We start from the raw sequence: 14,351 nt of genomic DNA, 5'->3' as shown, positions 1-14,351 counted from the left end.
AAAGGTATAAATATGCTCATGTGGTGTTTTCCCAGATAAGTTTTTATTGTAACATGATAAGTTTTTATTGTATCGTTTAGAGCAGAAGATAAAAAGATTGTTGTATAAGGTTAAATTTAAACACACAGAATGATTAATTTTTTTTTGTAACTGATCTAGTAAACAAGATTTGTTTAAGATTATGATTTAAATTTTGGATAAAAAAAAGCTAGGAATTCACAAATTAACATTGGCTAATTTGCGAATTCCTAGCTAAAGGATTTGAAGATTATTTTATTACTTCTTGTTATAAACTAAAAGCGCTTCTTTTAATATGTTTACTGCAGTAATTAAGTCTTTTTTATTTAAGACGTAAGCAATTCTTACCTGATTTAATCCCATTCCGGGAGTAGAATAAAATCCTGCGGCAGGAGCAACCATAACCGTTTCTCCATTTAAATCATAGCTCTCTAAAAGCCATTGTGCAAAATCATCGGCATTTTCTATTGGTAATTGTGCGATGCAATAAAATGCTCCTTTTGGTTTTGTCACAATTACGCCATCAATTTTATTTAACTCGGTTATTAGAGTATCGCGACGACTTTTATATTCAGATATAACTTCATCAAAATAACTTTGTGGTGTGTCTATAGCAGCTTCACAGGCAATTTGCTCTATTGTTGGCGGACTCAAACGTGCCTGAGCAAATTTCATTACTGTTGCCAGAACATCTTTGTTCTTGGTAACCAAACAACCAATTCTTGCGCCACACATACTGTAGCGTTTGGAAACTGAATCGACCATAATTACATTTTGCTGTACATCTTCAAGATTCATTACTGAATAATGTACATCGTCTCCGTCGTATAAAAACTCACGATAAACTTCATCGGCGATTAAATACAAATCGTGTTTTTTAATCAAAGTAGCCAATTGTTTAATTTCGGCTTCAGTATATAAATAACCTGTTGGATTACCAGGATTACATATTAAAATTGCTTTAGTTTTAGGCGTAATTAATTTTTCGACAGTTTCAATGCTTGGTAAAGCAAAGCCGCTTTCGATTGTAGAAATTACAGGAACTACAGTTGCACTTGTTGATGATGCAAAAGCATGGTAATTAGCATAAAAAGGTTCTGGAATAATAATTTCATCACCAGGATCTGTTATCGTGGCCAGTGCAAACAATAAGGCTTCAGAACCACCTGTAGTAACAATGATGTCTTCTGAGTTAACGTTTACATTTTGGCGTTGGTAAAATTTTGCTAGTTTTTTTCTATAACTTTCATATCCGGCAGATGGACTGTATTCAATAATAGTTAAATCAATATTTTTTACCGCCTCGATGGCCACTTCGGGTGTCTTGATATCCGGTTGACCAATGTTTAGATGATACACTTTGTGTCCTTTTTGTTTTGCAAGATCTGCAAAAGGAGCAAGTTTACGTATCGGTGATTCGGGCATGTTTCTGCCTTTGTGTGAAATTGTTGGCATGTGTTTTATTATTGAAGTGCAAATTTGCATTTTTTTTTCGAATTTAACGTGAACAATATTAGCACATGCTTATTTGTATTAATTAACTAAAATTTTAGTATTTTTATAAGAAATACTCTTAATGAAAAGAAAAATTACTTTGTTTTTTTTGCAAATAGTCACCTTTACTGCATTTGCACAAGATGGATTTGTTATCGATGGACATACTAACAAGATTAGTATTCCCTTTAAATTAATAAATAATTTAATATTTGTACCAATAAAGGTAAATGGAGTCGAATTAAATTTTTTATTAGACTCTGGAGTCGATGACACCGTGCTTTTTAGTTTAGAAGATAAAAAGGAAGTAAATTTTTTTAATGTCGAAAAAATAAGGCTTAGAGGTTTAGGAGCCGAAGAAGCAATCGAAGGTTTAAAATCGACAAATAACACATTAGATATAAATGGTTTAAAATCGACAAATCATTTATTGTATATAATATTGGATCAGGATTTTAATTTGTCTTCTCATATAGGCATTCCTGTAAATGGTATTATAGGGTATCAGTTTTTTAGAAATAATTTAGTTGAGATTAATTATCAAAAGAAAAAAATTATTGTCTTTAAATCGAATGAACAAAATCGAATTAAATTTGAGAAAAAATTCAAGTCTATTCCTATTACTATAGAGAAATCCAAACCATATCTTTATTCTACTGCAGTTATAGACAGTATTGAAACCCCTGCCAAACTTTTAATTGATATTGGGAATAGTGATGCTTTTTGGGTTTTTCAAAACTCAAGAATAAAAGTACCTAAGAAAAACTTTGAAGATTATTTAGGAAAAGGATTTAGTGGAGATATTGAGGGAAGGCGAGCCAGAGTTTCTTCGTTTTCTATTGGAGATTTTACTTTTAAGAATCCTATAATTGCTTTTCCAGATTCAAGTTCTATTCGTAATGTAAGGATGGTTCCAGATAGGATAGGTTCTGTAGGAGGGGAGATCTTAAAAAGGTTTACATTGGTTTTTGACTATGCTGATAAAAAAATATACCTCAAGAAAAATAGAGATTTCTCTCATCCTTTTACTTATAATAAAAGCGGAATTATAATTCAGCACAATGGCTTGCAATGGGTACAAGAAACTGTACATCTTGAAACTGTCCCTATGATGGGAGATTCATTTGATTCTAAAGGAGAAAAAATGAGTAATGATTTTAGATATAAATTTCAATTAAAACCTGTTTTTGAAATAGCTAATATTCGAAAAAAATCTGCTGCTGAGCTTTCAGGTCTAAAAAGCGGAGATATTATTATTAGCATCAACGGAAATAAAGCCTATAAATACTCTTTGCAACAAGTAAATGCATTGCTAAAATCGGAAGATGATATTTGGATAAATTTAGAAGTTGAGAGAGAGAGTCAAATTTTTAAATTTCGTTTTAAATTAACAGATGAATTATAAGGCGCCTGGATTTTGATAATTGTTATTGTTGAATATTGATACTTAATATGTTAAAATACATTGTTTTTAGGTGCTAAATTGCTAAATAAATATGTTTTTTTGGTGTTAAGGAATTGTTTTGTTAGTTTTATTAGAAATTTAATAATAATATATGGTCAAAAACTACCTTGTTGCATTAAAAATACTTTTATTTTTTATTGTTTTATTCTTATTACCATCCCAAAGTATTGCACAATGTGCAGGTATAGATACTGACGTAAAAATATGTGATATTGAGAATCCAGTACATGAATCAATTAATCTACTAGGATTATTAGATGGTAATCCAACTGCTGGAGGAAAATGGACAGATGATAGTAACACTCAAGAACTAGATACTATAACGGGTATTTTATATGCGCAAAATATTAGTAGGGGTGGTGTTTATCAGTTTACCTACACAGTTCCAGCTACTACTGGATGTGTAAGTACTACAGCGAAATTAAGAATTACTATAGGGGCTTATGCAGGAGTACCAGCTCCTTATGCTACGCCATGTAGCGATAGAGAGATTTATAATCTTTTTGAAGCATTTAATGGTACCGTTATGGGGCCACATAAAAACGGAACCTGGACTAACGGTGCAGGTCAAATTGTTCCCTCTGGATTTCCGATTAAAGGATTACAAGGAACCTTTAAATTTACGTATACAGTACCTCCAGTACCCGGCTGTATATTACTAATACCATCAGTAACGGTATGGATAACGGTTGTTAGAGCACCCGAACCAGGAAACGCAAAGGATTTATTGTTGTGCGGAAGTACAGATTTAGCCACTTATACCAATTTTGATTTGCATGGTTTACTTGTTGGTCAAGATCCTGGAGGCGAATGGAGTGGTCCAGGGATAGTAGCACCAGGGTATAAAGTCAATCTTCAGAAAATATTTGATACGCAGGGAGCAGGAGATTATGAGTATACTTATACCGTTTTAGCACCAACTCTTAATGGGCATAGGCCATGTTCTAATAAATCGGTATCAGCAGTAATTACACTCGAAAAAAGTTTAGATTTTACAGGAGCTACTCTTGTTGTTGATTCAGATATATGTGAGACCGAAATTGCCAGTGCGACTTATTTGGCAACACTTACAAGAGGACCAGAAGTTATTCCGAATGGTAAATATAACATTACTTATACCATATCGGGACCAACAGCGACATCAGTTAAGACCGAATCAGTAATCTTTAATAATGGTGTAGTAACTTTTCCATTAGAGGCTGTTAATTTTCAGGAAGTTGGGGCTTTTAAAGTTGAAATTACGAGTATAGTTGCCGAATGGAACAAAGGTGTTTGTAAAAATATAGTGGATAATCTATCGGATATTTTAAATGTTTATCCAATTCCCAATTTAGATTCTGCAAAATTAAAAATTGACCCAATCTGTCAGAAAGAAAATGCTGTAGTACAGATTACCGGAGCTTCAAAACTTTTAAACGGAACTTATGATATTGTCTATAAACTTAGCGGAGCCAATATTGCAAATGCCCAAGGAGCATCAATAACTGTTGTTAATGGAGTTGTGTCTGATTTTATAATTCCAGCAGCTTTAATTAGTAAAGATGGAAATACCTCTGTGGTAATTACAAAGATTATAAATAGCGTTACTAAATGTACTAATACAGCTAATGTTATAGGTAATATTGTGGTTAAGCCTTTGCCTAATGCAACTAATTTTAAGGTACAAATAGATGATTTCTGTTTAAATGAACCTGTCCCTGTTACTATTTCTGGATTAGGAACTTTAAAAGATATCGCAATTTCGTACACGATTTCGGGAAGTAATTCGGCAACGACGCAAACAATCAATTTATTAGTAACAAATGTAAAAGCGAGTTTTATAATTCCGCAAAATTTACTCCTTAATACAGGTACAACCAGACTTACAATTACAAAAGTTACCAATAATGAAACTACTTGCGGTATTGCACCTACAGGCTTATTAGATGATTTTTTAATAAATGCTATTCCTACTGCACCAACAACTAATCCCCAGTTTTTTTGTAAATCAGATGAAGCAACAGTTGCCAATTTAGTACCAAACGGAACTCAATATAAGTGGTATGATTCAGTCACGGCTACGACTCCTTTAGCAGCCTCTACCATATTGGTATCGGGAAATTACTATGTTAAAGTAACAGCACCTGGAGGATGTGTATCACAAGAAAGTTTAAGTGTTATTACTGTAAATGATACACCTGCACCAGTATTAATACCTAAAGGACAAGATTTTTGTGGAATAAATAACCCTACAATTGCAGATTTATCTAATAATACAAATGCTTCGGCTTCGGTAGTTTGGTATGATGCTCCAGACAATGGAAATCAGTTAACTAAAGCAACTTTATTAGAGGACAATGCAACTTATTACGGGTTTGATTTCTCAAGCACTACAAATTGTTTTTCTAATGATGTGCTGATAGCAAAAGTTTCACTTACAAATTGTACTAATGAAGAAGAGTATGCTGATTTCTTCATTCCCGACGGATTTTCGCCAAACGGAGATGGTACAAATGATACTTATACAATTCCAGATATAGACTTTTTATACCCCGATTATACACTCGAAATTTATAACAGATATGGAAACTTAATGTTTACAGGTAATAAAAATAAACCAGAATGGGATGGTAAGAATTCCGATTCCAAAGTAATTGATGGAGTTGCACCAAATGGCGTTTATTTTTATGTTGTCCATTTCAATAAAGATAACAGATCGCCTTTGCAAGGTCGTCTTTATTTAAATCGATAATTCCTATTTAATATAATTTTCAGATGAAAAAAATAATACTAATTATAAGTTTTCTTTTCTATATAGTTCACGCTTCTGCGCAGCAAGATCCCGAATACACACATTATATGTATAATATGAGTATTGTGAATCCAGCCTATGCAACAGGAACACCAGCAATGCTAAATTTAGGAACTTTATATAGAACACAATGGGTAGGAGCTGTTGGCGCACCTAAAACATTTAACTTTTTTGCACATACTTCTTTAAGTGATAAAATAGAAGTGGGAGCCTCATTAATATCTGATGATATAGGTGATGGAGCCAAAAAAGAGAATAATTTCTATGCCGATTTTGCCTATATACTAGAGTTAGGAGGAAACAATAAACTGTCGTTAGGACTAAAAGCGGGATTAACTTCTTTGCAAACTAATTTTAATGGATTTCAACTTCAGAGTGGGGATGTTACTACCGATTTAGCTTTTGCAGAAAATGTAAATGTAACCAAGCCCAATATAGGTTTAGGAGCTTATTATTTTACAGATAAATTTTATGTTGGATTATCTGCACCAAATTTATTGAAGTCCAAACATATCGAAGAGAAATCAGGAATAAACGCGTATGGTTCCGAAGATATTCATACGTTTTTAACTGCAGGATATGTATTTCAGCTTAGTGATGCGTTCAAACTAAAACCAGCTTTTATGTCAAAATTTGTGGTTGGAGCACCGGTTTCTGTAGATATTACTGCGAATGTTTTGTATAACGAACGATTTGAATTAGGTGCTGCTTACAGGGTCGATGATGCAGTAAGTGTCTTGATGAATGTAAACGTTACCAAAGCAATTAGAGTAGGTTATGCTTATGATTATACCACAACCAATTTTGGACAGTTTAATTCTGGAACGCACGAGATTATGCTTCTTTTTGACTTGGATTTATTAGGCAAGGGATATGATAAATCACCAAGATTCTTTTAAAATGAAAAATATGAAAAAATTACTAGTTATTATATTCGTATTTTCAATACAGTTTATAAATGCTCAAGATCAAGATTTGGCTCGAGCAAAACGTTTCTTTGATAAAACATATTACAGCGAAGTTATTCCGTTGTACGAAAAAATAGTCTCCGAAAAGCCTTCGGCGGAAGCCATAAAAAACTTAGCCGATTCGTATTATTATACCAATGATTTAAAGAAAGCACAACAATATTATAGACTTCTGATTAAAAGTTATGATAAGGATTTAGATAGAAACTACTATTTTAAATATGCCCATACGCTTAAAGCGACCAATAGTTATGAAGAAGCAAATGAAGTTTTAAAACAATATTATTCTAAAAACAGTCAGGATTATTTAGACTTTGAAAATGCTACTAAAGAATTAGAGAATATTACGGCTATTGGAGAGAGATTTATTATTAAAAATCTAGCGATAAATACCAAAAACTCCGAGTTTGGAGCAGTAAAATATAAAGATAGTTTGGTATTTGCAGCAGTAAAAAAGAGACCAGGAATATTTGATAAAATGTACAAATGGGATAATGAAACGTACCTTAATCTAGTTTCGGCATCTATAAACAGGATAAAAGCAGGAGATTCAATTGCGTATTATTTTGCAAAAGAATTAAAAACAGGAATGCACGAGTCGAATGCTGTTTTTACAAAAGATGGTAAAACTATTTATTTTACACGAAATAATTATAAAAACGGACGAAGAGGAAAAAACGATGATAAAATTTCGAATCTTCAGATTTTTAGAGCTGAGCTTGTAAAAGGAAAATGGAAAAATGTGATTTCACTTCCGTTTAACAGCGAAAATTATTCAGTAGAACATCCCGCTTTAAGTCCTGATGAAAAGACATTATATTTTGCTTCAGATATGCCAGGAACATTAGGCTCATTTGATATATTTTCGGTGGCAATAAACGAAGGTGCGTATGGTAATCCTCAAAATTTAGGGGCATTAATAAATACCGATAAAAGAGAACAGTTTCCTTTTGCATCAAAAGATAATAAACTCTATTTCTCCTCTGATGGACATTTGGGCTACGGATCTCTCGATGTTTTTGTATCCGAGATTAAAGAGGGAACATTTACAAAACCCTTGAATGTAGGTTTACCATTAAATTCAAATTTAGATGATTTCTCTTTTAATATAGATTCAGATACCAAAGAAGGATATTTTGCCTCGAACAGAGTAGGAGGAAAAGGAAGTGACGATATCTATCAGTTAAATGAAATTAAACCATTGCTGATTGAAGATTGCAAGCAACTTATTGCAGGGATAATTACCGATGTTGATACAAAATTACCGCTAGAAAATGCGGTGGTTATACTTCAGCAGGAAGAAAGCAAACAATTGCGTACGATTGTAACGGCTGCCGATGGAAAGTTTAATTTTAAAGTAGCTTGTGAGTTAGCCTATACAATATCGGCATCTAAAGAAAATTATACGAGTAATTCCAGAATCTTAGTTCTTGATAAAACAAGAGGGAAAAGTAACGATGCATCGATGGCGCTTAAATCTCTTGAGGTCGTAAAACAAGAAGAAAAAGAACTTGAAGAGCAGAAAAAACAAAAAGAAGCTCTAGAGTTGGTAGCTTTAAAAGTAAAAGAGGCAAAAACTAAAGCAAATGAACTTGCACAAGCTGAAATCAAGAAAAAAGAGAAGGCAGCCAAAGCTATTACAGATCAAAAAGAAAAAGTAGAGAAGATTATTGCGCAGGAAAAAGATGTTATAAGAGATAAAGACCGATTAATTATCAAGACCGATCCTATTTATTTTGATTACGATTTATGGTATATAAGAAAAGAATCTAAAGTTATCTTAAACAGAGTTTTAGAATTAATGAAGAAATATCCTGATATGGTTATCGAAATAGGTTCTCATACCGATTCTAGAGGTAATGATAAGTACAATGCCGATTTATCTCAAAAACGAGCACAATCAACCAAAGAATATCTGGTAGATTCCGGGATTGATACAAAGAGAATTGTAGCCAAAGGTTATGGAGAATCTGTGCCGATCATAAAATGTAAAACCGATGATGCTTGTAACGAAGAACAACATGAGTTAAACCGTCGAAGCGAATTTGTGATTAAGAATTTATAAGAATTATTTATTTGGTGGGGAAACTAACCGCAAAGTTAGCAAAGGTTTACGCGAAGCTCGCAAAGCTTTAAATCTATTTAATCCTTTTAATCTGTGGCAAAAATTTTAACCGCAAAGGTTCAAAAGAAGGCTCTTAGGTTTTGAGGTACAAAGTGACAAAGGTTTGGTTTTCGCGTAAAAGGGAACGCGGATGAAACGGATTCGCTATCGCGAAAACACAGATAAAAACGGATTTTCTATCTATTGTTTTTAAAAATCCGTTTCATCTGCGTTCCTTTGTAGCCAATTCGTGCCAAACTAAAAAAAATCGCTTCCTAAAATTTTAGGAAGCGATTTGTATTTATAAGAAGTTTGATTTGAACGTTAGTTCGCTACTTCTCCTCTGATTTTTAAAGCTACACGACCCTCAGGGTAGTTTACTGCATTCGTTTCTACAGTAATTGTTTTTCTTATTGGCCCTGGAGCCATATTAAATTTAACTTCAATTTTTCCTGATTTTCCAGGCATAATTGCCGCACTTGGTTTAGATACAATACTAATACCTGCTGTAGACTGTACTGATGTAATCATTAATGGTGCATCTCCAGAGTTAGTAAATTCAAAGGCTTTGGCCCCGTTATCACCTTTACTTACTGTACCATAATCAATCGTATTGTCCTTGGCAGCAAAATCAATTTTTGGGCCGTTTTGAGCAAGACCGATGGTTGTTACCATAAGGATTGCTATAAATGAGGCTGCTTTCTTCATTTGAAATTGTTTTAAGTTATTAAGTAAATATACTTTCTTTTAATTAATACACAAATTATTAATTCGCTTTTTATAGTGTACTTAATTATTTACTTTTGTTCTCTATTATAAATACAAAAATCAAACCAAAGTATAAAAGGGTTATTTGTTAAGCTGCCTGATCGGTTATTTTGCTGAGGTAAAAACGATTAGACAATTTAGTAATTAAACAAATTAACGATAAAACATATCCAAGATAAAATGACAATTCCAGCACAATTTGACGCTAAAACAATCGAGAACAAATGGTATGACTATTGGATGAAAAATAATTATTTTCATTCAGAGCCAGATCATAGAACACCTTATACTATTGTAATCCCTCCACCTAACGTTACAGGAGTCTTACACATGGGGCATATGCTTAACAATACTATTCAGGATGTATTGATAAGAAGAGCGCGTCTAAAAGGATTCAATGCTTGTTGGGTACCAGGAACAGACCATGCATCGATTGCTACTGAAGCTAAGGTTGTTGCTAAATTAAAAGCCGAAGGAATCAATAAAAATGATTTGACTCGTGAAGAATTCTTGGCTCACGCTTGGGAATGGACAGATAAATATGGTGGTGTAATCTTAGATCAGTTAAAAAAACTAGGAGCTTCTTGCGACTGGGAAAGAACTAAGTTTACTATGGATCCAGATATGTCAGCATCTGTAATTAAATCATTTGTAGATTTATATAACAAAGGATTAATTTATAGAGGATACCGAATGGTAAACTGGGATCCTGAGGCAAAAACTACTTTATCTGATGAAGAAGTTATTTATGAAGAACAGCAAGGAAAATTATTTTTCCTTAAATATAAAATCGAAGGAACTGAGGAATTTTTGACCGTTGCCACAACGCGACCTGAAACTATTTTTGGAGATACTGCTATTTGTATTAATCCAAATGATGAGCGTTTTACACATTTAAAAGGTAAAAAAGCTATTATTCCTATTTCAGGAAGAGTTATTCCTATTATAGAAGATGAATATGTGGATGTAGAGTTCGGAACAGGATGTCTTAAAGTTACTCCTGCGCACGATATGAATGATAAAGCGCTAGGAGAGAAGCATAATCTGGAAATTGTAGACATCTTTAATGAAGATGCTACACTTAATAGTTTCGGATTGCATTATCAAGGAAAAGATCGTTTTGTAGTTCGTACTGAGATTGCAAAAGAATTAGAAGAAATTGGTGCTTTGGCGAAAACTGAGATACACCTTAATAAAGTAGGAACTTCTGAAAGAACGAAAGCAGTTATTGAACCAAGATTATCTGATCAATGGTTTCTTAAAATGGAAGATTTAGTAAAACCAGCAATTAAATCTGTTTTAGTTGATGGTGATATTAAATTACACCCAAAACGTTTTGAAAATACCTACGCGCATTGGTTAAATAATATTCGCGATTGGAATATCTCTCGTCAGTTATGGTGGGGACAACAAATTCCGGCTTATTTTTATGGAGACGGAAAAGAAGATTTTGTTGTTGCAGAAAACATCGAGGACGCTTTAAAATTAGCTCAAGAAAAAACATCTAACGATTCACTAAAGACATCTGACTTAAAACAGGATGTTGACGCACTAGATACTTGGTTTTCCTCTTGGTTATGGCCAATGTCAGTTTTTGGTGGAATAATGGATCCAGAAAGCGAAGATTTTAAATATTATTATCCAACAAATGACTTGGTTACAGGTCCGGATATTTTGTTTTTCTGGGTTGCCAGAATGATTATTGCAGGGTATGAATATACAGGCGAAAAACCATTTACAAATGTATATTTAACAGGTTTAGTACGTGATAAGCAACGTCGTAAAATGTCTAAATCATTAGGTAATTCACCTGATCCATTAGATTTAATTGATACATTTGGTGCCGATGGAGTTCGTGTAGGATTGCTTTTAAGTGCTTCTGCAGGAAACGATATCATGTTTGATGAAGAATTATGTAATCAAGGAAAAGGATTCTCTAATAAAATATGGAATGCCTTTAAATTGATCAAAGGATGGGAGGTTTCGGATACTATTCCGCAACCAGAATCATCAAAAGTAGCAATCGAATGGTACGAAGCTAAATTGCAACAAACATTGGTTGACATTGAAGATAATTTTGAGAAATATAGAATTTCTGATGCTTTAATGGGGATTTATAAATTAGTTTGGGATGATTTCTGTTCTTGGTTCCTTGAAATGATCAAGCCAGCATACCAACAACCTATTGACAGTGCTACTTTTGCGAAAGCAATAGAAATGTTAGAAAGCAACTTGAAATTGTTGCATCCGTTTATGCCTTTCTTAACGGAGGAAATTTGGCATATAATTGCTGACAGAACTCCAGAAGAGGCCTTGATAGTTTCGACTTGGCCAGAATTAAAACCATTTGATGCTAAATTAATTGCTGATTTTGAAAACACAAGCGAGGTAATCTCAGGAATAAGAACAATTCGTAAAGACAAGAATATTCCGTTTAAAGATGTTATCGAATTAAAAATTGTAAACAACGATAAAGCTTCTACTTATTTTGATTCGGTTGTAACCAAATTAGGGAACATTACTTCATTAGAATATGTTTCGGATAAAGTAGATGGAGCATTATCTTTTAGAGTAAAATCGAATGAATATTTTATTCCGATAACAGGAAATATTAATGTTGAAGAAGAAATTGCGAAACTTACTGCAGAGTTGGTTTATACACAAGGATTTTTGAAATCGGTTCAGTCTAAATTAGCAAATGAGAAATTTGTTGCAGGTGCGCCAGAGAAAGTTTTGGCAAACGAAAAACAAAAGGAAGCAGATGCATTAGCAAAAATTGCTACAATTGAGCAAAGTATTGCTGGTTTGAAATAAGAACTAGATTTTCTTTTAATATAGAGAGACTGTCCCTTAAAGACAGTCTCTCTTTTTTTTGCTATTATTTGTTTTTATAGTAGGAGAAAAGAAGTGAAAATGAATTTAGGAAGTAACGCCATGAGCAATTCAGCAAGTAATTCTATAAAGTAGACACAATATTGTCTTTCTGAGGTACAAAGAATCTCCGCGAGAAACTCTATAAAGATTGAATTCTTTTCTATGCGGAGCTACTTATGGAGATTCTTCGTACCTCAGAAAGACAAGTTTGAGAGTATTGGGAACGTGTAAAATAGGTTCTATATACTTTGTTAGAAATGACTAGTTTATGCCCATATATGGATATAAATGAATCTTTTACTTCTTTTTAGTCAAAACCAAAAATAAAGGATAAGAAATCAAGGTGATACCAACTATAATTATAAAGCTTTTAGGATCGCTATATATAAATCCTATTAATAGTGCTAACGATACCAAAATAGCCAAAATAGTAGTCCATGGATACCAAAAAGAACGATAAGTTCTTGGTAAATCAGGTTCTGAAATTCTTAGTTTAAGAAGCGAAAAATAAGCTAATCCCCAAACAATAATAGAGGTGAAGGCTGCAAAGGAAAATAAGACTTCAAACGAGCCGATACAAATTAAGAATAAACTAAATAATGAGGAAACCAAAAGAGCAACAATTGGAGTTCCTCCTTTGTTTACCGCAGTTCCTTTTTTGATAAAAAAACCATCACGACTTAATCCGTATAAAATTCTTGGCGGTATCATCATGAATGCATTCAAGATACTAATTAGAGAAAAAATAGAAATGACTGTTACTATTATAGCACCATTTTTTCCGAAGATAATATTTGCCACATCGGCAGCAACCAAATTAGATTTTGCCACAGTTTCAAGTGGTAAAACATGTAAAAAAGCAATGTTTACTAAAACATAAATAGCAATTACAAGCAGTACGCCGCTAAATAATGATTTCGGAATGTTTTTACTCGGATCATCATTTTCTTCTGCAAAAAAGCAAACGCTATTCCAGCCGTTATATGTTCCGATAATAAGCTGAAGTGATTTAAATAATCCAAATAAAATACCAATCTGAAAGATTGAATTATCTTTTTGAATCGGAGCTAATTTTACTCCCGAATACATAAAACAAGCAACCACTAAGGCAACAAAACAAATCACTTTAATGAAGCTGGTAATTTGTTGGATAATACTCCCATTTTTTACGCCACTTAAATGTAATAATACAAATGCTATTAATAATGAGATGGCAATTGTTGTTGAGTAGTTTTGCAGACTTGGAAATAAAATAATGATATATTCGCTGATAACAATACAGTAAAAAGCAGGCGGAATTACATTGGTAATATAATCAAACCAACCCGAGAGAAAACCTGCATAGTTGCCAAAAGCTCTTTTTATATAATTATAGGATCCTCCAGCTTTAGGGAGCATAGTAGCTAGTTCGGCATAGGAATTGGCTCCAATTAAGACAAACAATCCTCCAAAAAGCCAAGAAGCTATAATGAGCCAGTAATTATCTAATAATCCCGCAATTGTACCCGGTGTGCGCAAAATTCCAACTCCTATAGTACCTCCAATTAATACCGCAATATTAAAACTTAGCCCAAGGCTTTTTTTTAATTGGTTCTTTTTGGAGTCTATCATATTTAGAATTTTTGTCGGATGTTGAGGTTCGGATTATTTGCTTGGCAAAAGTAATATAATTAAATGTACTTTTCTTTAAAACAAAAAACCTCGTTTAGTAATAAACGAGGTTGAATCTTTATGATAAGGAATAGGAATTAAGCTAGTAAAAACAAGAATGCAAGCGGGAAAAACGTTCGATGCTAGTTTCTAATTTCTGAGTTTAAAGCTAACCTTGGTTGAATATTTATATTTGACTAAAATCAAAAACCTTTTTCT

The 14,351-nt window shown here is 33.0% G+C and carries 8 protein-coding genes; 5 read left to right on the top strand and 3 right to left on the bottom strand.

Going from position 1 to position 14,351, the window contains the following annotated elements:
• Positions 1–276 precede the first annotated feature (276 nt).
• On the bottom strand, positions 277–1,473 hold the full coding sequence (locus tag OA93_RS00570) for a pyridoxal phosphate-dependent aminotransferase (RefSeq protein ID WP_039111139.1): 1,197 nt from the start codon (positions 1,471–1,473) through the stop codon (positions 277–279).
• A 121-nt stretch (positions 1,474–1,594) separates the two neighbouring features.
• Between OA93_RS00570 and OA93_RS00565 the strand changes: the two genes are divergently transcribed.
• The 4 genes from OA93_RS00565 to OA93_RS00550 all read left to right on the top strand — a co-directional run bounded on the left by OA93_RS00565 (position 1,595) and on the right by OA93_RS00550 (position 8,801).
• Positions 1,595–2,917: an aspartyl protease family protein gene (locus OA93_RS00565; RefSeq protein ID WP_039111138.1), complete on the top strand. Its 1,323-nt coding sequence runs from the start codon at positions 1,595–1,597 to the stop codon at positions 2,915–2,917.
• A 151-nt stretch (positions 2,918–3,068) separates the two neighbouring features.
• Positions 3,069–5,708 (top strand): T9SS C-terminal target domain-containing protein, encoded by a 2,640-nt coding sequence (locus OA93_RS00560; RefSeq protein WP_039111137.1) that lies wholly within the window; start codon positions 3,069–3,071, stop codon positions 5,706–5,708.
• 23 nt (positions 5,709–5,731) lie between these two features.
• Positions 5,732–6,667, top strand: coding sequence for a type IX secretion system membrane protein PorP/SprF (locus tag OA93_RS00555; protein WP_039111136.1), 936 nt, complete (start codon positions 5,732–5,734; stop codon positions 6,665–6,667).
• 10 nt (positions 6,668–6,677) lie between these two features.
• Entirely contained in the window at positions 6,678–8,801 is a 2,124-nt protein-coding gene (locus OA93_RS00550; RefSeq protein WP_052259349.1) for an OmpA family protein, read from the top strand.
• A 363-nt stretch (positions 8,802–9,164) separates the two neighbouring features.
• On the opposite strand, the gene OA93_RS00545 is transcribed toward OA93_RS00550, so the two are convergent.
• Positions 9,165–9,548, bottom strand: a complete 384-nt coding sequence (locus tag OA93_RS00545; protein ID WP_035619044.1) for a DUF1573 domain-containing protein — start codon at positions 9,546–9,548, stop codon at positions 9,165–9,167.
• Positions 9,549–9,788: 240 nt separating this feature from the next.
• On the opposite strand from OA93_RS00545, the gene OA93_RS00540 reads away from it, so the two are divergent.
• Positions 9,789–12,422, top strand: coding sequence for a valine--tRNA ligase (locus OA93_RS00540; RefSeq protein WP_039111135.1), 2,634 nt, complete (start codon positions 9,789–9,791; stop codon positions 12,420–12,422).
• 357 nt (positions 12,423–12,779) lie between these two features.
• Here the strand turns inward: OA93_RS00540 and OA93_RS00535 are convergent, their stop codons facing one another.
• Complete coding sequence (locus OA93_RS00535; RefSeq protein ID WP_039111134.1) at positions 12,780–14,093, bottom strand: amino acid permease; 1,314 nt, start codon at positions 14,091–14,093, stop codon at positions 12,780–12,782.
• Positions 14,094–14,351: the final 258 nt, after the last annotated feature.

Source organism: Flavobacterium sp. KMS, from assembly GCF_000813005.1.
GTDB lineage: Bacteria > Bacteroidota > Bacteroidia > Flavobacteriales > Flavobacteriaceae > Flavobacterium.
This window is presented reverse-complemented; position numbering and strand designations above follow the sequence as displayed.